A 20,080-nucleotide genomic window follows, 5' to 3' on the forward strand; every position below is an offset into this window, starting at 1 on the left:
GGACGGTGCGATGCGACGGGCTTCTCAAATTGATCGCGTATGTCATCGGGGGGCCTCAGAAGGATGGGGGGTGAATGAGCCACAGAATGGATGGCACGAACTGGTTCGGGGCGAACGACAAACACCTCGCCCATAGGATGTATGACCTTAAAAGCGAATCTGGCCGATCATGTCCGCAACACCGTTGACGAACCGGCTGATGCTCGGAGCCATCGAGGTGCTCGCCAAGAAGAACCCGAAGAGGCTGCACACAATTGCGTGCGCCGCATTCAGGCCACTCTTCCTGACGAAGACGAAAACGAGAATGCCCAGGAGCACGACGGCGGAGATACTAATGGCCACCGCACACCGTCCAGCAACAGTGCACTCCTGATGGGTGGGTTGCATCATGCGGGCGGCGGAGCGACAGGAGCGGGCTCCGGGCCGACCCCGCTCGTGTGGCGGAAGACAACGTGGACTCCGTTGGAAGAGATCAGCAACAGCTTCGCGTTCCCTGCAACACGACAAGCTCCAGCTCGGCCGAATGACCATGCTCTCGGCCAGTTCGTCTCCATGTCGTACTGCGGGACTCCCCCAACACTGGCGGCAAAACATCCCGCGCACACATTCCCAGGGTGATATCACTTGTGTGATTACCGCTCCACCAGGAGTAATTGAGGTTGCGCGCGCTCACTCACGGGGAGGCATAAGGTGCATCAGCAGTCGCTGCGAAGCTGCGACCGGTGCGGTGACCAACTAAGCAACTACAACACCGAAACCCTGTGCTTCGCATGCACCCGCTCCAGGGTCCTGGAAGAGCACACACCTATCGTGCGGGAACACGTATGGCTCGATCCAGACGTCCGCAAGGCACTCACGGCATGGGACTTCGGCCGAGCCAGCCGCCTGATCCGACTACGCGGCACCCTTCGGCAGGACGACATGGCACAACTCACCGGCCTGAGCCAGGCATTTCTGTCCATGCTGGAATCCGGCAGCCGCCGACTCACCAACATCGACAAGATCGTCCAGTTCCTGGCAGGCCTCGGTGTGCCTGCCGAACTCGTCCCGCTTCCCCTCCCTCGGACCACCGTCAAAGAGGCGCAGCAGAAGCCGGACCAGTTCGCCGGCGACGCCGATCCGGCCTTGCCTTGGACCACCGCCCGTATGGTGGCAGCACTGGACACCGCGGTAGGAGGTAGCGCCATGGACCGTCGACGTTTCCTCACCGCAAGCGGCATAGCACTCACCGCCTTCGTGAACCAATGGGACATCGCCGAAACCGAACCCCTCCACCGCGCGGCAGGCGGAAGCCGCCTCTCCCACGAACTGCTCGATGGCCTCCAGCGCACCACCGACAGCCTGCGGACCATGGACGCGAGCGACGGCAGCGGCACCCTCACGGAACTGGGCGACGCGCACCTACAGTTACTTAAGGGCCTCCTGAAACAGACCTCGTACGACGAGGCGACAGGCAGACGGCTCGCCGCGATCATCGCCGACACCGCCATACAAACAGGATGGTTCGTCTTCGACTCCGGCGAGCGCGACCGAACACTCGGATACCTGTATGCCGCGCTCCGTGCAGCCAAGGCCTCAGGAGACATCCGGCTCGGCGCCGGCGCACTGTCCTACATGGCCATCCACGGCTACTCCACCGGGGCACCGCACAACGCTGTCACCGCAGCACGACGAGCCCGCGAAAGAGTCAAGCAGCTCGGCACGCCCGCCCTCGAAGCCATGCTGTTGACCCGACAGGCCCGCGGACACGCGAAACTCGGCGAGCGGCAAGCGGCGCTTACCGCGCTGGGACGGGCAGCTGAACTCTGCGCTCAGGGGCGCTCACAGCACGACCCAGAGTGGTTGTACTGGATCAACGAGGGCGAGATCCACGGACAGGCTGGCAGCTGCTACCTAGACCTCGGCGACGCCCGCAGCGCCGTCGCCAGCTTCACGAAGGCCCGTAAGGCACTCAACCCGGCGGACCACCGCACCAGGGGTCTGTTCCTCTCCCGAGCCGCAACCGCCCACATCGAGCAGGGCGACCTCGAAGCCGGCTGCACCACGGCGCACGAGGTCCTCGACCTCGCCGAGAATCTTCAGTCGGCACGGTTCGACAGTCACGTCACGAGCATGATCCAACAACTCCGCCCCGTCGCCCACAGCCCGTACGCTCAAGACGTACTGGAGCGACGCGCCGCCATGGCAGCAGCAGGGAGCCGAACTTGACCGACGCCAGGCAGATTCTCGTGCTGTGGGACATCGACCGCACCCTGCTGTACGTCGGTGACATCGACCGGCAGGTGTACCGGGAGACCTTCACGAAGATCGTCGGACGTCCCGTGGAACACCTTCCAGCCCGCGGCACCGGCGTCACCATGCCCCTCGCGATTCGGTCCCTGCTCCTGGACAACGGCGTCCCCGAGGCAGACGTCCCCGGCCTGGTGCCACGCATGGTGGAACTCCTGCCGCGGCGTCTCGCCGCGCACGTCGACGACCTTCGTGAGCGAGGCGTGCTCCTGCCTGGCGCCGTGGACGCGCTCAAGGCCGTGCACGCACAACCGGGCTGCGTTCCTACCGTCGTCACGGGAAACCTCAAGCCCAACGCACTGCTGAAGCTCGAAGCGTTCCACCTCGACGGGTTCCTTGACACGGAGATCGGCGGATACTCCTCGGACGACGACCACCGCCCGGCTCTCGTCGCCGTCGCACAGGAGCGAGCTCAGGCCAAGTACGGAACCACCGCCTTCAGCCGCTCCAACACGGTCATCGTCGGAGATTCCCTCGAAGACGTCCGTACCGGGCTTGAAGGCGGCGCTCCTGTGATCGGAGTCGCATCCGGCAAGACCACCGCCGCCGAACTCTCCACGGCCGGAGCCGACGTGGTCCTCGACAGTCTCGAAGACGTCCCACGGCTCCTGGACGCGATCCTCAAGACGACCCTCGGCCGCGCCTGATGGCGGCTGCTCGTCTGGTGTCTCAACTGCCTGTATTACGTGAGTGATACCGGCACGCGCTTACCCCTCCTACGCTGTCGGGCGCAGACGAGGAACGGGGGTGCGATGCCAAGGCACTCTCGCGTATGCGCTGACTGCGGATGCCGCTTAAGCCAGTACAACGATGAGGACCGGTGTTCCGCGTGCGCACGCGAAAGGCGGCTCGACACCCGCCTTCAACGCCGCGTTCCGGACACCGTCTGGCAGCACCCGGAAGTCCAGTCCGCCATCGCTGTATGGGACTTCGGGCGGGCGAGCCGTCTCATCCGCGAGCGGGCGAAGCTCCGCCAGGACGACATGGCCCACATGACGGGGCTCAGCCAGGGTTTCCTGTCCATGCTCGAAGCAGGAACCCGCCGGCTGACGAACCTCGACAAGGTCGCGAGATTCCTCAACGGCATCGAAGCACCCAACTTCTTGCTCCCAGCACCGTTCCATGAGCATCACGCGACCCTCCCGTCGCTGCCGTTGCCGCGCACAGGACCACCCGCCGTCGATCTCCAGTTCGCGACCGGCGAGCAGGCAGCGGACCTCTATGAGCTCGCGACACAAGCTGCGGCCCAGTCGCTGCAGTTCGCGGAAGCGGCCACGAAGAGCAACGTGAGCGAAGTCGAGCTTGAGGGGCTGGAGTCCGCCATCACCCGGATCGCGACGGACTACGTCCACGCTCCGCTGTACCCGCTCTTCCACGACCTGCTGTCGACAAGAGACAGACTCTTCTCGCTGCTGAGTGGCCACCAACCCCCGGGCCAGACCCGCGAGCTGTACCTCCTCGCCGGCACGAGCTGCCTGCTCCTCGCGCACGCGTCACAGAATCTCGGTGACCAGGACTCCGCGATCGCCCAACTCCAGACGGCTGGGACGCTCGCCGAGCATGCCGACCACGACGATCTCCGGGCATGGGTCAAGGGCACAGCCGCACTGATCGCAGAGTGGTCGACTCATCGGCACACAGCCCTCGAGTACACGCAACAGGCGATCCGGTTTGCCCCCGTCGGCGAGACCCGGGTCAGAACCGCGGCGATCGGGGCCAGGGCTGCGGCACGCGTCGGAGACCGGAACACGGCACTGGCAGCGCTCAAGGAACTTGAGCATGCCCGCGAGCAGCACACGCATCCCAACGGACTCACCAGGTTCGGAGGGTTACTCACTTTCCCGGAAGCCAAGCAGGAGTACTACATCGGCGGAACGTACGCCCTCCTAGGCGAACACGAAAGGGCCGAGCAGCACGCGGCCGCCGCGATCGATCTGTACGAGATGGGCCCGAAGGAGCAGCGATCGTACGGCGACGAAGCCCTGGCCCGCCTCGACATCGTCACAGCACGCATCGCCTCAGGGGAGATCGAGGGAGCCGGCGAGCAGTTCCAGCCCATACTGGAACTGCCGGTCGACCGTCGTATCCGACAGCTCGGCGACGCCGTGCAGGAAGTAGCTACGCTGCTTGAAGAACCACGGTTCGCCCGGAGCCGGGTCGCTCGCGAGCTCGCCGACGCCACTCGCGGCTATCAGGTGATCGACACGAGAGCGAAGGCCCTCACCTCATGACAATGACGGTCTCTCCCGAGTCCGCCGCCCGCATGGGCTGCCGGGCGTCAGGTCTGACAGACCACTCCCTCGTCCCGCTTCACCACCACGCCACGTCTGTCTTCCTTCTTGCCGCGGAAGGCGTCGTAGTGCGCGTCAGTCCAGCCTCGCAGCAGCAGCGTCTCGCGACCGCCGTCTCCCTCACGCGCTGGCTCGTTGCGAACCACTTCCCGGCGACAGAGCCAGTGGATGTGCCCCAACCGGTGACATACACGCCATATGTCGTCACTTTCTGGCGGCACTGCCCGCAACCTGAACACGGGGCGCCTCCGCCTGGGCGGTTGGGCGGTCTGCTGAGGACTCTGCATTCCCTACCGTCCCCTCCGGTGTCACTGCCGCAGTACCAACCGCTTGCCTCACTGAAGACCACCGTGGAAGCAAGTAGTTATCTGGCGCCGAACGACCGGGCGTGGCTCATGGAGCGCAGGCAGGAACTCCTCCAGGCATACGAACAGCTGGAATTTCCTTTGGGGCACGGGCACATCCACGGCGACGCCTATCCGGGCAACACGCTCTGGGACGGCGAGGGCGTCAGACTCGGCGACTGGGACGAGGCAGCATTCGGCCCGCGAGAGATCGACTTGGCTAATACGTTCCAAGGAGTCCGCTTCGGGCGAACCGCCGGAGAACTGGATGATTTCAGCGAACGGTACGGCTACGACCTACGGCAGTGGTCTGGCCTTTCGGTTCTCTGTGAAATCCGAGACCTTCACACACTCGGGTCTTTCATTCGGCGTGCGGATCAAGGAGGTACTGCTGCTGCCCAGCAGTTGTCCTATCGTATTAAGACGCTCAGAAGCATGGATGCCCAAGCTCAATGGGGTGCAGCCTGAAAGAACGCAGACCGGACGGGTGGACCGAGGCTCAGGCCCGTTCCGCCTCTTCCAGTACGAGTCGGCTCGTGAAACCGTCGCTACGCAACCGCTCGAAAGCCGCCTCCATGTCCACGGGCACGCCCACCGGCCCCTGCCGCAGGACAGCGATCGTCCCGCGCCGTCGCCGTCCTGGTCCGATCGCGTCGAAGACCTCCGCCACTTCACTGTGGCGGTTGGCGAACGACAGGACGTGTGCGAGGTAGTTGGCGTCGTCGGCGAAGCAGGCGTGCGGACGAGGTGCGCGGTAGCGCCACCAGCGTTTCCAGGACGTGGTTTGGCTCCGGTAGCCCGCTCCTGTCTGCTCAGTAGGGGGAGGCGAGGTCGTCAGGCGGTCCGGATCTCGGTGCCGAGCGCCGCCGAGATGGCCCGCTGGTGGATAAGGCCTGTTCGCACCAGCCGGGCCTCCGGGGTGAAGCAGTCGACGATGGTCAAGTGGTTCACCGCCGGGCACACTCCACCGTCGACGATGAAGTCGGGTTCCAGCCCGGAGACTGCCAGGAAGGCGTGGACCTGGTCGAGGGTGATGGCCGGCCCGGGGTCGTTCGGGCCGGCGTCCCCGGAGATGTTCGCTGTCGTGGCCGCGAGCGGTACTTTCACCGTCGACGCGAGGTCCCCGAGGATGCCCGGGGCAATGGTGACCAGGGCGGGTGATCCGACTGCCGCGAACTGGGCGGTGTCTTCCGGGTTCTTCCACGGCAGCAGCAGTGCGAGATCGCCGGGCCAGAAGGCCGCCGCGAGGCGCCCGGCCTCCGGACTGAGGATGAAGCGTTCCTCGCAGGAGGCGGTGGAGGTGGCTACGTAGGCGAGGGGCTTGCCGCTCGGGCGGCGCTTGCCCGTGATGATGTCGTCGCAGGCCCGCGCGTTGCTCGCGTCGGCGCAGACCATGTACCAGCGGCGGGTGGGGACGACGACGAGACCACCGTCTTCGATCGCCTGTGCTGCGACTTCGAGGTCCTCGGGACCGATGACACGCATGAGTTACTCCTTGTCGGCTGCGGGCTGAGGAACCGCGGTGAGAGGCGGATAGTCGAGCGACGGGTCGCGCAGGGCTTCGAGGCGGCGGCGCGGGTGGGCCGGGTGGGAGACGCGGAAGTAGGCCATCACCCTGGGGAACGGCGTGAGGTTCCGTCCCACCGAATGCGGGACGAGGTGGTGCATGAGCAGGACGTCGCCGGGAGCACCGAGCAGAGGGACACCGCTCGCCTGGTCGATTTCAGGGGGCACCTGCTCCGTCATACCGAGCGACCACTGGGTCCGGAACCAGTCCGCCATGGTGTGGTGACCGCCCGGCTGGTAGTGCAGTGCTCCGTCCCGCGCGCTGCTCACGTCGGACAGGACGACCCCGACGAGGAGCGAGAAGGTGCGCAGTTCTCGCGGATCGAGGTGAGGGCAGGAGACTCCGTCCACGTGCATCGCCTTCTCGGGCTGCGCGTTGGGGAACTCGGACTCGGGTACGCGGATCTGGATCTGGGCGGTGGTGACGGGGAGGGTGTTCCCGAGCAGGTCGGTGGCGAGTTCGGCCGCGCTCGTCTCCCCGTACAGGGCGAGGATGTCGGGGTGGCTGCCGAGTTCGGGGGCGAAGGTGCGCCGACTGTAGGCCGTGATGTCGCCGGGTTTCAGGTCGCAGTACCAGGTCCCGACGAGGGAGGTGGCGCGTTGGACGAGTGCGGGGGCTACCAGGGCGCGGCGTATGAGGACTCCGTCGCGTTTGAACGTGTCCTTCTCCTCAAGTGTGAGGGGCATAGGGCCTCCGTAAGGTCTGCGACGGCTCGTGGGGCGTGGCCGTGTCGATGCGGTCGAGTACGTGTGTGCCGGCGTCGAGCGCTGCGGTGAGGAGCTTCTGACCGGCTTCCGGGGTGGCTTTGCGCGGGTCGCCGCCGATGACACCGTCGGTGGAGAGAGCGGGGTCGTCGGAGGTCCAGGGCCAGGTGACGCCGCGATCGAGTACGAGGTGGCCGATCGCCCGGCGTCGGCCGGGGTCCGGCAGTGGCTCGCTCGGCAGGAGGTCGAGCCGGACCCGGTCCGGGGCGACGGCGAGCATGAGGGCGGTCTCCAGCACGCCGGCGTGCACCTCGGGCAACTCGCTCTCGGTCGGAACGCGGCTAGCGGCCAGTGCGGCCGGGTGGAGGACGCGACTGGTGACGCCGTGGGAGTGGCGGAGCTGGTGGACGACCGCTTCCAGGACGCCGCGATTGCCGCCGTGACCATTGATGAGGAGCACGGACTGGACGCGTGTGGAACGGATGTACTCGGTGACGAGCGTGATGATCAGCGTCGCGTACAGGTGGAGGTCCAGGGTGATGGTCCCCGGCGTGCGAGCGTGTTCGGGCGAGAGGCCGTAGGGAACGGCTGGACCTACCCAGAGGTCGTGTCGGCCCGCCACGTGTGCGGCCAGGCGGTGGGCGAAGCACTCGGCGATGACGGTGTCGGTGTCCAGGGGCAGGTGTGGGCCGTGCTGCTCGACTGACCCGAGTGGCAGGCAGAGGACGGACCGCTCGCCGAGCTCGGCCGCCGCACGACGGGCGCTGAGCACGGCGAACGCCCGCCTGGTGCCGCTGGTCGTCACCTCCTGCTCCGTCGCCCGAAGCGGATCAGGAACTCGTTCTCCTCCGGGAAGGTGTCGTCCTCGCTGAAGTCCGTGAGCCGCTCCTTGACCGCGGTCTCGAATTCCGGCAGCCGGTCGCCGAAGAGGTGGGGTGCGGCGAAGGAGGTGGAGTAGAGGTAGCCGAGGATGTCCTCGGTGGTCCAGGTGCGGTACACGGGGATCCGTGCCTCCTCGACCTGGTCGAAGGGCGACTCCTCCATGATCTCGCTGTAGGGACGGTTGTGGTGCTGGAAGGTGCCGGAGCCGGCGCGGCGTTCCTCGCCGAGGAACGACTTGATGACGTCCCGGACGGCCTCCTTCCAGGGGCTGGTCGCGGTCCAGAAGCTGCTGTCGCCGAAGATGGCCACGACACCGTCGGGGGCGACCTGGTCTTCCAGGCGGACCAGTACGGCGGCCTGGTCGAGCCAGTGGAACGCGCGGCAGATCGTGACCAGGTCGGCCTTCCAGTCGGCGGGCGGCACGAAGTCCTCGGCGGTGCTCTCGACGAGCGACAGGCGTGTACTTTCGGGCAGTTTCGGGCGCAGCGCCGACTCTGCCGCGGCGAGCATGTCGGCGTCGTTGTCGATGGCGATGATGTCGTCGAACCGGCCGAGCAGTGCCTCGGCGACCAGTCCGGTGCCGGTGCCGATGTCCAGCAGGCATCGTCGGCCGCCGGCCCGGCTCGGAGTGGCCTGGTCCAGGCACTCGGCGACGTCCTCCGGGATACCGGGGCGGAACTGGCGGTAGTAGCTGGCGGTTCCGGTGAACAGGCTCATGTGGCGCTCCGTGGTGCGAGGTGCTGGATGTGGGAGGCGGCTGCCGCCAAGTCGTCGGCGACGAGCACACCGTGGTCAACGAGCAGGGACTCGTCGGGAACCTGCCTCCCGCGCGAGATCCACACGGCACGCGCCCCTGCCTCGATGGCACCCACGATGTCGCACGTCCAGTCGTCACCGACGTGGATCAGGCCACTTGGATCCGTGCGGAAGTGGTCCGTCACGGCGTGGAAGGCTCGGCGGTCGGGCTTGGTGAGACCGATGCGGCAGGACGGGAAGAAGTCACTCACCCATGGGGAGAGGAGCCCGCGCATTCCCTCGGTGTCGGCATCGATGCAGGTTACATTCGAGAGGGTGACGACGGTCGCTACTGCGCTGATACGGCGGAGGGCCCCGGTCGTGCCGGGGTAGAGGCTGAACGGGGCTGGCAGTACATCGTGTGGGAACGTCTCCGCTGGCACCTGGATGGCTTCGCAGATCTCGTGCACCACGGAGTCGGTCAAGGCCGGGCGGATGTGGAGGCTGGACCGAAGGATCTCGCGGGTACGGGCGGGAGGAAGCGGTGACGCCTCGACCAGCCGCATCGTCAGGCCGGGACCGTCGGCCATGCCCAGAGTGCCCCCGACGTCCACGGAGACCAGCAGTTCAGGTCGTGACGTCACTGATTCCTCCCTGCGGCGACCGGAAGGGCGGAGACGACGGCTTCGATACGGGCCTGCCGTATGTCCGGGGTGGTGGCTTCCGAGAGGAACGTCAGGACGTACCGCAGCTCCGCTCCGTCGAGCGCGTCCAGTGATCGTCCTTCCTGATCGGCGGCGGAGTTGAGATCGGGTGGAACGCTGCGGGGACGCAATCCGTGCGGCAGGTGCAGCCGGCCGTGCCAGTGCTCGCCGTCGGCCGGCGTACGGAACCCGCTCGTGGGCCGCAGGACGGTGACGTCGTCCAGGGTCAGGATGCGCACGGGGACGCACCGGTCCGCAATGTCGAGGCTTCCGGTGAGGAAGGTGTCGTGGCCCTCGAGCCGTCGCGACAGGCGGAGCAGGGGCCCTTCCGGGCTGTGGGCGACCGTGCCCTCGACGGGAACGTTCAGTGGGGCGCTGGGCATGCTGTGCTCCTTGGCGTGGTGCCGAGACCTGGGGTGTCGGGCAAGCGGAGACGGCCACTTTCAGGGCGGAGCGGCACCTCGTAGAGGCGTTGCCGACCGGGCTCCCATCGCAGCCGGTATTCGACGGCCGGGACGGCATCGGGGTAGGCGGCGGCGAGGTGAAGGGCGGGCAGGAGCGAGCGGCCGTGTGGGTACACGGGGACGCCGTGGGTCTCAGCGACTGGGACGATCTGTGCCGCTCGAGTCAGACCGCCGCATCCGACGACGTCGAGGGTGAGGGCGCTGGGGCGTATGTACTGGATCAATCCGGCGGGATCCTCGTCGCAGTGCGCGCGTTCGCCGACTGCCAGCGGCAGTGGACTCGCCGCAAGGAGTTCGTACGTGTCAGCGTCGTGACGCGGGAGCGGGTCCTCCAGCCAACGAAGACAGGCGGGATCAACGGCCTGCGCGAAGGCCAGGGCCACTGCCGGTGTCCAGGTGCCGACCGCGTCGACGGCCAGCGGCGCGCCGAGAGCGCGAGAGCAGCGCTCGACCGCTTGAGCCATGCGGGCTGCTGCTTCGCCCGAGGGGTCGGTCGGATCCCGGCGAAGCCCCCACTTGGTGAAGCTCCAGCCGTCGGCCATGACTCCGGTCAGCACGTTCGGGCTGTTGACGCTGCTGAGGTCCTGGGTGAGCCAGGAGGCGTACGCCGGGACGAGCGTCTGCGGTGCCGCGGTGGTGAGCAGTCCGGCCACGGCGCACTCGGCGAGTCGGCCGTGGAGGTCCCAGACGGCGCAGTCCACTGTGCCGACGGCCCATGAGGCCACCTCGGACGGCTGCCCGCGAGTCGCGGCCCGCAGGTCGTCGAGCAGGCGAGTGTGGTCGGTGACCAGCGCGCCCTTCGTCTCAGGGGCGAGTACGTCGTTCACGTAGCGTGCCACGCGTTCCCCGACCGGGCCGTACCAGCCCGCCTCCTCCCCGGCGCGGGCCACGACGAAGAAGGTGTCGTCTCCGGTGGCCACGGGCTGCCTCGTCTGCACCGCGTGGAGGTCCTGGACGGTCCACGAGCTCATCGAACCACCTCCCGGGAGGCCAGAAGGAGGTCGGCAGCCCGCTCGACTCCCGCCACGTCCATGCCCATGGTGCGAGCGAGATCCCGCTGCGGCATCGGGCCGGCGGGCTCCTGCCAGCCGATTACGTCGACGGGGCGGTGGAGCCTTCCCGCCAGCAGGCCCCACAAGGCCGCCGGGTGCCCCAACGTGAGGATGAGAACGGGGGCGTGGGCACCGAGGTAGTGCTCGGTCTCACGACCGTTCAGACCCCGTGGCCACACGCTTGGAGCACCGAGAACCGTGACGTCCAGCAGGCTGACGATTCGGATCCGGCACCGGTGACGTACGCGAATGCGGTCGACGGCTTCCGTGGCCACGGCTGCGGGGATGTCCCCCGCTGTCACGATCGTCAGGTCGGGTTCGTCATCGTCGCTGAGGTGCGACCACACCGCGAGCCCACGGTTCTGTTCCTCGGCCAGGTAACCCTCCGGATGGTGAGTGCGGTTGTGCTTGCCGGTGATGATCAGGTTGACGCGGTCCACCGAGTCGAGCGCCTCGTCCAGGACCGCCACCGTCCGCGCCGGGTCCGCCGGCGTCAGCACCCGTATACCGGGCGCGCCAAGTCCCAGCAGGGCGGTGGCGAGGGACGGGTCGCCGTGCGTAAGCACGTTGTGCCAGCCGTAGGAGGTCAGAAGGATGTTGAGGCTGGGCAGGCCCCGCGCGCCGTCGAGGCGGCGCTGCTTGATGTGCCCCACCAGGCCGCTCGTGAGCAGAGGGGCGAAGCCCTCGTACGACACGAGCAGGCCCCGTCGCCCACTGGCGGTCCAGCCGGCGAGCCACTCCAGCAGCACCTCCTCCGCCAACAACTCGTGAGCCCATCGCTCACCCGTGAGATCGGAAAGACGGTTGGAGTCCAGTTCGTCCGGACTGAGAAGCAGGAAGTCCCCTCGTTCGGCATGCTGCCGGACGACCCCGGTGACCCCGCTCGCGAATGACACAGCACTGACCTCACGCCGGGCCGTAGGGGTTGTCAGCTGTGTGGGAGGAAGGGTGCACCAGCGAATCCGAGCGACGGCTTCCGCGAGGGTCCCTCGGCTGCGTCCGTACGCGTCGAAGAGCTGCGAAGGCCGGTAGGAGGCCAGCCAGTCGTCGAGCTGCGCCAGTTGTTCCATGCTCGCCCTCGGATTCGCAAGGGGTGTCTTGTGCAGGGCGGGAGTGCCGAGGAGCGTCCGGCTGCCGAGGGCAACGGGGCCGGTCCATCCCTTGACGCAGCGCAGGACGAGAACCGTGGAACGGTCCTGCCGAGTGGACTCCACGGCGTCCCACAGGGCGGCGTGAAAGGCGGCGTGCTCGGCCTGCGATCCTGTGGTGACGTGAACGGTCTCGGCTTCCCATCCGAGGCCGGCGAAGTACGCGCGAAGGCGGTTGTCGTTCAACCGTCCGAGCAGAGACGGACCGCCCATGCGGAAGCCGTTCACGTGCACTATGGGAAGGACGGCGGTGCCGGCGAGGTCTCGGTGGGCCAGCCAGGCGGCCGCGGTGGTCGGGGTTTCGCACTCGCCATCGCCGATCACCGGGACGACGATCCGGCCGGGAGCGTCCAGAGCGGCTCCCTGGGCGAAGGGCAGGCATCCGCCGAGGCGTCCGCCGAGGAAGGCGCCCGCGGGAAGCGCCGGGGAGACCTCGGCTCCCAGCCCATCCAGATCGGGGAATGCTTTGGAGAGCCGTCGCAGACCTTCCGCGTCCGGGCCGTAATCGGGGCGCAGTCCGCCAAGCTCGCCCGTGACCCAGGAGGCGGAGAGCTGGACGACCCCGGCGTGCCCGGCACCGAGCAGCGGCACGAGGCCGACTTCTTCTTCAAGGATCCCGGCGGCGAGAGCGAGGTGGGACAAGGCCCAGGCAGTACCCGGCACGGTTCCCCAGTGTCCCGAGGGGCGCGGCTTCACGTGTTCGGCCGTGAGCGGCTGGCTGAGCAGGACGTTGTCCTGTAGGTGGAGTTGGCACACCGAGGCGTAGCAGATGGCTCTCCACAGGGCGTCGGCCAGAACGGCATTGCCCTCCATCACGCGCCGACCAGGGTCTCGTCGGCGAAGGTGAAGTACCACAGAGGGCGGTAGCACTCCCATGCCGCGGGTCGCAGGCCGGAGGACTTCATGATCCTCTCTATCTCGACGCGGGCGCGGAGGTAGTACTCAAGCTCCTGTGCCCCAGGCGCGCGCAGGCCGGCCATGACACGGTTGTGGGCCTGGTAGACCTGGAAGTTGGGGAACTCGGTCACATACGGCGCGAGGGCCTCGACACCGGTGCGCATCGCGTCGAGGTCATCCAGTCCCGCGATGTACGTGAACGACGTACCGTGGCCGGCGGCGACCGCCCGCCTCAGCACTTCCGGCATCGAGGTGGTCGTCAGTACGGTCTTGCTGGCCTTCAGCAGGAGGTCGCGTCGGGTGAAGCATTCAGCGGTGAGCCGCAGAACGAAGGGACCGATGTCGGCGAGCTCGTCGAACGCCTGCCGGGAGTGGAGCACTGACGTGAGGAAGCCGAGTCTGGCTTCGATGCCGTACTCGGTGAGCACGGAGCGCAAGGCCCGCAGATGGTCGACTGCCGCGGCCTCCCGCTCGAAGCAGCCGGTGGAGACGGTGACCTCTCGAACTTCCGCCAGGTCCCGCCGCGGGTGCTGCTCGCGCAGCGCGGTGAAGAGTTCTCGGAGGTCCTGTTCCTCCGACAGTCGGGGGTCTGCGGCCGCCTCCAGCGTGTTGGGACAGAAGGCACAGCCCACGCACCGACTCCGGGCGTTCGGATTGAGCGTCAAGGCGGTGCCGACGTCACGGAAGTAGCCACCGACGGCCTCATCGGCATCGACACGCTCCACCAAGCCGAGTGGGGAGTCGCCCAGCAGCAGCTGTCCGTTCTCCATCAGGCGGAAGGGCGATGTCGCCGCGTTCAGCGGGACGATGAGCTGCCAGGGCGCCGACGGCGCGCTGTTCAGCCTCACCTGGAGACGGGCGCGGTGTCGCGGTGCTTCCCCGTCGACGCCGTGGAGGTTGATCGCGATCAGCAGGGCGTCTTCGACCGGCAACCCGTACCTCCGCGCGAGTCGTTCCACATCCGCGAGTGTGGACGTCACGCCCGCCTGTCCGCCGAGTAAAGCTGTCACGCGCGTGCTCCATCCATGAGGCCGGAGAGGGGATGGCACGTCGGCGGAACACAAGGGGCGCTCCGCCGACGGCTCCCAAGAGCGTGCCGTCGTAAGGCAGGACGGCGAACCACGCGCAGGGACTTCTCACGGACGTCCCGGGACGTTTTCAGCAGACGGCGTGAGTCAGCGACCGGAGGTGGCACATCAGGGCGGCGACATCGGTGAGATCAGCGAGCACCGTGCTCGCTCCGGACTCCTCCAGCTCGTCCGCGCTGTGGACGCCAGACGCCACCGCAATGACGTGCGCGCCGGAGCCGAGGGCGGCTTGGACGTCACGCGGGGTATCGCCGATGAGGACCACAGGCGCCTCGGTCGGCGTGCCGTACGCCTCCCCGACACGGGTCCGTGCAACGTCGACCAGGTCCGCCCGGTCCGTCGCGTCCGCTCCGTACCCTCCGCACTCGATGTCGACCAGGCCGTCCAGGCCGAAAGCCCTGAGCTTGACCCGGGCGTTCGCCTGAACGTTTCCGGTGAGGACCGAGGAGATTATGCCGGGCTCGGCCGCCACCGCGGCGAGAGCCTCGCGGGCACCGGGAAGCACCCAGCCACGACGGGCGAGCTCAGCCTCCCGTGCCGCGCCGGCGGCCTCCAGGGCGGACTGGATCACCTCCCACTCCGGTGGCTCCATCCCGTGGTCCTGAAACATCCCCAAGAGGATCAGCCGGTCGGTCCGGCCCTCTGTGCGGGCTGGATGGTCGGCGGCACGGCCAGCGACGCCTTCGAACGCGGCGGCGTAGATCTCTTTGCTCACGCCGGAGTTCTCGATGAGGGTGTGGTCGATATCCCAGAGCACGATCAGTGGCACCGGTCCAGCGTAGACGTACGAACAGTTCCGGCCACAACCGCGTCCAGTGGGCTCATCTCACTTGCGGCCTGCTGTCACGGTCCGGTTGGCTTGCCTGGGTGAATGAGCGACTGCGTTCCGCACTCGTGCAGCGGGGCCTGACAGTGGAGGAGTTGGCAGGAGCCTGCTCCGTGGACCCGAAGACGGCCAGCCGGTGGGTCGGCGGGCGGATCCCCCACCGCCGACACCGCTGGACGGTCGCGAACCTGCTGCGGGTCGACGAGACATACCTGTGGCCGGACAGCGGCCACGGAGATCAACGGCTTGGCTCGGCCCGCCCGGAGCTCGTCGACACCTACCCCAACCGGGCGAGCGTCCCCCGCGATGTGTGGCTCTCCTTGCTTCTGGGCGCCATGAAGCAGGTTGATGTGCTCGTTTTCTCGGGAACCTTCTTCGCTCAGACGAACCCTCACATCGCGAGGATGCTCCAGGAAAGAGCGGAGGCAGGCGTTCGTGTCCGGCTGTGCTTCGGCGATCCGGACGGGTCGGCGGTCCGTGTCAGGGACAAGGAGGAGGGCATCGGAGGCACGCTCGCGGCCAAGATCAAGGCGTCCCTCACCTACTACCGCGACCTCGTCGGCTACCCAGGCTGTGAGGTGCGCCTGCACGACACGACGCTCTACAACTCGATCTTCCGATACGACGACCACCTCATGGTCAACCCGCACATCTGGGGCCAGCCGGCCAGCGCCAACCCGCTACTCCAACTCCGCAATGCAGACGGCGGGGAGTGGTTCCAGCGGTACAGCGACAGCTTCGAGGCCGTATGGGCATCCGCGCGCCCCTGGGCGCCCGACAGGCAGGAGTAGCACCACCGTGGGCAGGACCGAGTACTACCACGACCGCAAGGCCCCCAAGGCCAACACCCTCATCCCCGCAAGCAACCTGCTCGTGGTCAACGACGAAGGCGCCATCCTGCTCCAGCGCCGCCGTGACACAGGCCAGTGGGCTCTGCCCGGCGGGGCCCAGGACATCGGCGAGAGTCCGGCACAGTGCGCCGTCCGCGAGTGCCAGGAGGAGACTGGGATCGTCGCAGAGGTCACCGGCTTCCTGGGCGTCTACTCCAACCCGGACCACATCATCGAGTACACCGACGGCGAGATCCGACAGCAGTACGAGGCCGCCTACATCGGCCGCCCGGTCGGCGGCAAGCCCACCGTCAACGACGAAGCCGACGGCGTGCGCTGGGTCCACCCGGACGACCTGCACATGCTCGACATCCACCCGAGCATGCACGAGCAGATCGGCCACTACCTCACCGGCGCGTACCCCTACCTCGGCTGATCGTTCGCGTTCACAACTCGACGCCGGCCTCGGCCGCGGCCGCCCGCACACGATCCACACTCGCGTGGATGTGCGGTGCGGCCCGTCGGATGAAGCGTCCCACCACGCTGTCCTCGCCGTAGCGGTCCAGGATTTCTCTGAGCCGCTCATGGGACGTCGTCCGCCGGCCGTCCGGCGTCGTGGTCATATCGCAGTAGACCAGCGCGTCCACGAGCAATGGATCGTTCAGGAGAGGGAACTCGTCGGCCAGCTCGTCCCGCAGGCCGCGCTCCTCGGCTTCCAGCAGGGCGTACGTGTGGTTCGCCACCAGCCGGACGACCCGCCCGTCCGCCGCGTGTGCGTCCCGCAGATAGCGGGCTCCGTCCAGCGGATGGAATCCGGTGTCGACAAGCGGGGGCGCGTAGCCGACATCGTGCAGCACTGCCGCGCATTCCAGAACGCCGGCCTCATCGCCGACCAGCGGCGCCAGCGTCCGGGCACACGCGGCAACGCCCTGCGTGTGCGCCCATCTACGCGGAAGGCTGTCCCGCAACAGCTCGTCGGCCAGTTCATACGCCCAGTCAGCCTCGGTCGTCGCCACGTGAGGAGGTTATGACGGCGACAGCGATGACGTTGACATTCAACGTCTGCGGGCTCTGCAGCAGAGGCCGGGGGCAACTGGGCCGGATCGGCCTCCACCCAGCCTGAAGTACAGCCGAGCAACTTGCTCCCACAGTGATTCCTAATGCGGTCTGTCAAGCCTCGAGTGTGCTTGGTGGCGCGGGTTCGTAGGTCCGTTCGTCGCGGAGGAGCAGGATCGTGATGGCCAGGGCGGCGCCACCGTCGGCCAGGTCGATGCCCCAGGTCACCTCGTCGCCCAGGGCCATGACCTCGGTGAGCAGTTCGAGGATTTCGGGTTCGTCGTTGGCCGACGCGTCGGGACAGCAGCCGGCGGCCGCTCTCATCGATCGTGACGCAGTGGTAATGCCGGAAAAGGCACATCGCGAGCAGGAAGTACCCCGACCCGCGACGGGAGATCACGCGGTCGCCGCTGCACCGACCGCGTCTCTTCCAGGATCGCGTCGACCAGCTCGAACGGCACGACGGCTGTCAGCTCGCCCTGCCCCGGCGCGAACCAGCCCACCGCCACTGTGACCGTACGGGTGATGTCCACCACCGGGGCCGACAGGACACGATGAAACGGGAGTGGCGCCGCGGCACAAAAGACCCGCTCACCCGCTCCGGACCAGGCACCTACTCCGGGAACGGCTACCCGCTCACCTTGCCCGGCAGCACGAGACGATCGGCCGCTTCGCCCTCGACCTCAAGCGCGCCCCATGGCTCATTTACACCCCCCAATAGCCACACTCGCAATAAAGCATCGGTTCGATTTCCACTGTGATTGTCAGTGCCGTGTTTTAGCTTGAACTCAGCGCGCCAGAGATGAATTTGGGGGCAGAACTGGTGATCTTTGAAGAGCCGTCGGAAGTCTACGAGAGCATCACCTCTCGGATGCGGGCCCTGGCAGTGGTCTTTCCGCTACTGACCTTGGACAACAGCAAGGCCAAGAAGGAACGCGGGTGGGAGCGGTACCGCATGGCCGAGCTGGCGTTGGCCGCGATTGACTTCGTGACGCTGCGCACGGACATGCGCTCGGCCGTGCGACAAGAGGCGGTCGTGGATCACGTGGCCGAGTTCGCCGCACTGCAACTGCCGGAACGGGCCGGGGAGGAGTACCGGGCGGTTGCCCGCTGGGTGACCGAGCGGCTGATCAATACCGAAGAACGCGACCGCGCTTTCCGTCACGACGTCGGGCATGTGACAGACGACGGGTTCGAAACGCGCGAGACATCTTTTCAGATCCTCAAGGAAGTCCCCGATCACGTGGGGCAGGCCGCTCTCATCGTCACGGACGCCGCGATCACCGTGCTGGTGCATGCGATCGACGTCGATATTGCCTCGGAACAGATCGCCGCCGAAGCCAAGCTGGAGGCTCTGCTCAAGCGTTCTCGGATCAGCGAAGCGTGGCAGGCCGCGCACAACGCACGGATCCACAGCATCCGGTACGCCAAGGACATCCATGGGCGCATCGAATCGATGAAGCGCAATGTGCGGGCTGTGGACTGGGAGAGGGAGGTCAAGGACTCCGTCGATGAGGCTCTGGAGCACGTGCGCAGCCGGTCCGCGGCCGAGACGATGCAAAAGGAGCGGGTCAACCAGCTGCTGGAAGCCACCGCCGATGAACGCAAGCGCAGTCAGCTGCAAGACCTGGAGGCGCTCATCCATGAGTGCTGGCAACGTCATGCGGTACTGATCGACATGCTGATGAAGGTCGGTCCGGAGTTCCGCCGGCAACAAGACCGTCAGGTGTTCGTGGCTCCGGCAATCCACACACGCGTGCACTTGCATGAGCAGCTTCTCCAGCCAGCGCTGGAACTCTCCCTCGACGCGTGCCTGGGCCCCTTGGAGGCGTTCACTCGCGCGGTCATGGGGCCCGTGCGTCCCCGGGTGATGTACCTGCCCGACTTTCTGGAGGGGCTCACCAAGGTCACCGACGAGGCAGGCGAGGAGCTGGTGCCGGTCCAGAGCGAGCACGACTGGTCGGAGATCGACGTCCCTTCAGCCTTCAGCGACGAGCACCACCACGCGGTGGACACGCTGCTGGCGTCCATCACAAACCAGGGCGTGCGGCTCTCGGCCCTGCTGGAGATCACACGCCAACCCGGCCCTGGCACAGGGCCGGACTCCGGCACCGATGAGCTCCTCACGCTCCGCGTCCAGCAGCTGTTCCGGCTCATTCCGGTGCGCCAGCTCGCCGTCGGCGAGGCTGCCGTGGTGGCCGTAGACGACGGCACGGTCCTGGATGACGAGCGCTTCGGCGGCAGCGACTTCCTGCTGGTCCGCACCGGGGGCGCCGCCATGACGCAGGAAGTGCACGCGCCACTGCCCGCGTTCCCCGCACCGCGGCGCACGCAAGGCCCTGACGCCCAGCCGCTTGATCAGGAGAGTGCATGAACCGCCACGAGGATGCTGCCGAGGCCGCTCGGATGGTCGCCTTCGCCATGGCCCGCCGCAAGGCGCCCGCACGTTCGGGCGAGTACGCCCGCCTCGTCCGACGCTTCGATACCGAGCCGGACTTCGCGCAGGTGGTGCGGAAGGTCGCCCAGGGCTTCGAGCTGACGGTGCTGGAAGTCCATCCCATGACGGGGCTCGTCCTGGGTACCACGCCCGAGACCGACTTCGCGGTGTCCGTCTCCGACCTCGTCCCGCAGACCACCGACCGCCCCCTGTACCTACTGGCCCAGCTGACGATTGCGGCCATGGCCTTTCCTCGTCCCGAGGACCTTGACGATGACGAGCATGTCGGGCGGATCTCAGTCCGGCAGGTCGATGAAGAGGTCCGAGTCCTGGCCTCGACCATCGAACGCCGTCTTGCACAAAGTGGCGGGAACGTTGATCCGCCCTCCGATCAGCCGGGGCTGGAGGGGCTGTGGCGGGCCTACCTGCGCCGTAATGCCACGGGTATGACGAAGGCACAGACAGACAGAGCCCCGCGAGCCTCGACGAGAGCCCTGGTGAAAAAGGCGTTCACGCACCTGGAGAGCCACGGCTTCGTACGCAAGGTCAGCGATGAGGACGCCGGCGCTTACGTCACCAACGTCAAGTACCGGCTGCAGATCCGCGACCAAGCCGCCCGCGACATGCTGCAGGAACTCGCAGCGCTTGGCGTCGCAGCCCTCCCCGAGGACGGCACACCCGGCTACGACCAGCCATCACCGGATGATCACCCGTCGCTGGACGATGCCGCGCCGGTAAACGACCTGTTCAGCTGACCGCCCTCCCC

At 67.2% G+C, this 20,080-nt stretch carries 21 protein-coding genes and 1 pseudogene; 8 read left to right on the forward strand and 14 right to left on the reverse strand.

The genetic code is table 11. The annotated features are described in order from the left end of the window. Positions 1-147: 147 nt before the first annotated feature. A complete protein-coding gene (locus ACZ4AA_RS36200) occupies positions 148-342 on the reverse strand; it encodes a hypothetical protein (protein ID WP_354822161.1) in 195 nt (64 codons plus the stop codon). Between the two features lie 348 nt (positions 343-690). Between ACZ4AA_RS36200 and ACZ4AA_RS36205 the strand changes: the two genes are divergently transcribed. From ACZ4AA_RS36205 to ACZ4AA_RS36220, 4 genes are all read left to right on the forward strand, one after another. Then, positions 691-2,208, forward strand: coding sequence for a helix-turn-helix domain-containing protein (locus ACZ4AA_RS36205; RefSeq protein ID WP_467612246.1), 1,518 nt, complete (start codon positions 691-693; stop codon positions 2,206-2,208). Next, positions 2,205-2,936, forward strand: coding sequence for an HAD family hydrolase (locus ACZ4AA_RS36210; protein WP_467612249.1), 732 nt, complete (start codon positions 2,205-2,207; stop codon positions 2,934-2,936). The genes ACZ4AA_RS36205 and ACZ4AA_RS36210 overlap by 4 nt, the downstream gene beginning before the upstream one ends. A 105-nt stretch (positions 2,937-3,041) precedes the next feature. Beyond that, positions 3,042-4,520: a helix-turn-helix domain-containing protein gene (locus ACZ4AA_RS36215; protein ID WP_467612252.1), complete on the forward strand. Its 1,479-nt coding sequence runs from the start codon at positions 3,042-3,044 to the stop codon at positions 4,518-4,520. Positions 4,521-4,552: 32 nt separating this feature from the next. Then, complete coding sequence (locus tag ACZ4AA_RS36220; RefSeq protein WP_467612305.1) at positions 4,553-5,392, forward strand: phosphotransferase family protein; 840 nt, start codon at positions 4,553-4,555, stop codon at positions 5,390-5,392. 366 nt (positions 5,393-5,758) lie between these two features. On the opposite strand, the gene ACZ4AA_RS36225 is transcribed toward ACZ4AA_RS36220, so the two are convergent. The 10 genes from ACZ4AA_RS36225 to ACZ4AA_RS36270 all read right to left on the reverse strand — a co-directional run bounded on the left by ACZ4AA_RS36225 (position 5,759) and on the right by ACZ4AA_RS36270 (position 14,934). Continuing rightward, on the reverse strand, positions 5,759-6,409 hold the full coding sequence (locus ACZ4AA_RS36225) for an L-threonylcarbamoyladenylate synthase (RefSeq protein WP_467320111.1): 651 nt from the start codon (positions 6,407-6,409) through the stop codon (positions 5,759-5,761). A 3-nt stretch (positions 6,410-6,412) separates the two neighbouring features. Next, positions 6,413-7,177, reverse strand: coding sequence for a phytanoyl-CoA dioxygenase family protein (locus tag ACZ4AA_RS36230; RefSeq protein WP_467612255.1), 765 nt, complete (start codon positions 7,175-7,177; stop codon positions 6,413-6,415). Continuing rightward, a complete protein-coding gene (locus ACZ4AA_RS36235; protein WP_467612257.1) occupies positions 7,161-8,000 on the reverse strand; it encodes a creatininase family protein in 840 nt (279 codons plus the stop codon). Before ACZ4AA_RS36235 ends, ACZ4AA_RS36230 begins: the two co-directional genes overlap by 17 nt. Beyond that, positions 7,997-8,794, reverse strand: coding sequence for a class I SAM-dependent methyltransferase (locus ACZ4AA_RS36240; RefSeq protein ID WP_467612260.1), 798 nt, complete (start codon positions 8,792-8,794; stop codon positions 7,997-7,999). The genes ACZ4AA_RS36235 and ACZ4AA_RS36240 overlap by 4 nt, the downstream gene beginning before the upstream one ends. Beyond that, a complete protein-coding gene (locus tag ACZ4AA_RS36245; RefSeq protein ID WP_467612263.1) occupies positions 8,791-9,456 on the reverse strand; it encodes an HAD family hydrolase in 666 nt (221 codons plus the stop codon). The genes ACZ4AA_RS36240 and ACZ4AA_RS36245 overlap by 4 nt, the downstream gene beginning before the upstream one ends. Then, positions 9,453-9,899 (reverse strand): hypothetical protein, encoded by a 447-nt coding sequence (locus tag ACZ4AA_RS36250; protein WP_467612266.1) that lies wholly within the window; start codon positions 9,897-9,899, stop codon positions 9,453-9,455. Before ACZ4AA_RS36250 ends, ACZ4AA_RS36245 begins: the two co-directional genes overlap by 4 nt. After that, positions 9,881-10,951 carry an enolase C-terminal domain-like protein gene (locus tag ACZ4AA_RS36255; protein WP_467612269.1) on the reverse strand — a complete coding sequence of 357 codons (1,071 nt, stop codon included), beginning with the start codon at positions 10,949-10,951 and terminating at the stop codon, positions 9,881-9,883. Before ACZ4AA_RS36255 ends, ACZ4AA_RS36250 begins: the two co-directional genes overlap by 19 nt. Continuing rightward, a complete protein-coding gene (locus ACZ4AA_RS36260; protein ID WP_467612308.1) occupies positions 10,948-12,993 on the reverse strand; it encodes a phosphoketolase family protein in 2,046 nt (681 codons plus the stop codon). Before ACZ4AA_RS36260 ends, ACZ4AA_RS36255 begins: the two co-directional genes overlap by 4 nt. Further along, positions 12,993-14,009, reverse strand: coding sequence for a hypothetical protein (locus ACZ4AA_RS36265; protein WP_467612271.1), 1,017 nt, complete (start codon positions 14,007-14,009; stop codon positions 12,993-12,995). Before ACZ4AA_RS36265 ends, ACZ4AA_RS36260 begins: the two co-directional genes overlap by 1 nt. Before the next feature lie 226 nt (positions 14,010-14,235). Continuing rightward, entirely contained in the window at positions 14,236-14,934 is a 699-nt protein-coding gene (locus ACZ4AA_RS36270; protein ID WP_467612274.1) for a haloacid dehalogenase-like hydrolase, read from the reverse strand. A 98-nt stretch (positions 14,935-15,032) separates the two neighbouring features. Between ACZ4AA_RS36270 and ACZ4AA_RS36275 the strand changes: the two genes are divergently transcribed. Both ACZ4AA_RS36275 and ACZ4AA_RS36280 read left to right on the forward strand, forming a co-directional pair. Further along, positions 15,033-15,782 carry an XRE family transcriptional regulator gene (locus ACZ4AA_RS36275; RefSeq protein WP_467612277.1) on the forward strand — a complete coding sequence of 250 codons (750 nt, stop codon included), beginning with the start codon at positions 15,033-15,035 and terminating at the stop codon, positions 15,780-15,782. A 7-nt stretch (positions 15,783-15,789) separates the two neighbouring features. After that, complete coding sequence (locus tag ACZ4AA_RS36280) at positions 15,790-16,257, forward strand: NUDIX hydrolase (protein WP_354814710.1); 468 nt, start codon at positions 15,790-15,792, stop codon at positions 16,255-16,257. A 10-nt stretch (positions 16,258-16,267) separates the two neighbouring features. On the opposite strand, the gene ACZ4AA_RS36285 is transcribed toward ACZ4AA_RS36280, so the two are convergent. From ACZ4AA_RS36285 to ACZ4AA_RS36295, 3 genes and pseudogenes are all read right to left on the reverse strand, one after another. Then, positions 16,268-16,837, reverse strand: a complete 570-nt coding sequence (locus tag ACZ4AA_RS36285; RefSeq protein WP_467612280.1) for an HD domain-containing protein — start codon at positions 16,835-16,837, stop codon at positions 16,268-16,270. A 208-nt stretch (positions 16,838-17,045) separates the two neighbouring features. Next, positions 17,046-17,238: pseudogene (locus ACZ4AA_RS36290) on the reverse strand (IS110 family transposase); the annotation flags it as partial. Then, complete coding sequence (locus ACZ4AA_RS36295) at positions 17,198-17,413, reverse strand: transposase domain-containing protein (RefSeq protein ID WP_467612283.1); 216 nt, start codon at positions 17,411-17,413, stop codon at positions 17,198-17,200. The gene ACZ4AA_RS36295 and the pseudogene ACZ4AA_RS36290, both read right to left, overlap by 41 nt. A 287-nt stretch (positions 17,414-17,700) precedes the next feature. Here ACZ4AA_RS36295 and ACZ4AA_RS36300 point away from each other — a divergent pair, with 287 nt between their 5' ends. Together ACZ4AA_RS36300 and ACZ4AA_RS36305 are read left to right on the forward strand one after the other, a co-directional pair. Then, on the forward strand, positions 17,701-19,251 hold the full coding sequence (locus ACZ4AA_RS36300; RefSeq protein WP_467612286.1) for a hypothetical protein: 1,551 nt from the start codon (positions 17,701-17,703) through the stop codon (positions 19,249-19,251). After that, complete coding sequence (locus tag ACZ4AA_RS36305; RefSeq protein WP_467612290.1) at positions 19,248-20,069, forward strand: hypothetical protein; 822 nt, start codon at positions 19,248-19,250, stop codon at positions 20,067-20,069. The genes ACZ4AA_RS36300 and ACZ4AA_RS36305 overlap by 4 nt, the downstream gene beginning before the upstream one ends. The last annotated feature ends 11 nt before the right edge of the window (positions 20,070-20,080 follow it).

The organism is Streptomyces sp. NPDC024698 (assembly GCF_055559015.1).

What these genes read in the sequence shown, in the direction of transcription:
- ACZ4AA_RS36255 (WP_467612269.1), bottom strand. Translation starts at nt 10,951, where the DNA reads ATGAGCTCGTGGACCGTCCAGGACCTCCACGCGGTGCAGACGAGGCAG.
- ACZ4AA_RS36230 (WP_467612255.1), bottom strand. Translation starts at nt 7,177, where the DNA reads ATGCCCCTCACACTTGAGGAGAAGGACACGTTCAAACGCGACGGAGTC.
- ACZ4AA_RS36250 (WP_467612266.1), bottom strand. Translation starts at nt 9,899, where the DNA reads ATGCCCAGCGCCCCACTGAACGTTCCCGTCGAGGGCACGGTCGCCCAC.
- ACZ4AA_RS36215 (WP_467612252.1), top strand. Translation starts at nt 3,042, where the DNA reads ATGCCAAGGCACTCTCGCGTATGCGCTGACTGCGGATGCCGCTTAAGC.
- ACZ4AA_RS36260 (WP_467612308.1), bottom strand. Translation starts at nt 12,993, where the DNA reads ATGGAGGGCAATGCCGTTCTGGCCGACGCCCTGTGGAGAGCCATCTGC.
- ACZ4AA_RS36225 (WP_467320111.1), bottom strand. Translation starts at nt 6,409, where the DNA reads ATGCGTGTCATCGGTCCCGAGGACCTCGAAGTCGCAGCACAGGCGATC.
- ACZ4AA_RS36240 (WP_467612260.1), bottom strand. Translation starts at nt 8,794, where the DNA reads ATGAGCCTGTTCACCGGAACCGCCAGCTACTACCGCCAGTTCCGCCCC.
- ACZ4AA_RS36305 (WP_467612290.1), top strand. Translation starts at nt 19,248, where the DNA reads ATGAACCGCCACGAGGATGCTGCCGAGGCCGCTCGGATGGTCGCCTTC.
- ACZ4AA_RS36220 (WP_467612305.1), top strand. Translation starts at nt 4,553, where the DNA reads ATGGGCTGCCGGGCGTCAGGTCTGACAGACCACTCCCTCGTCCCGCTT.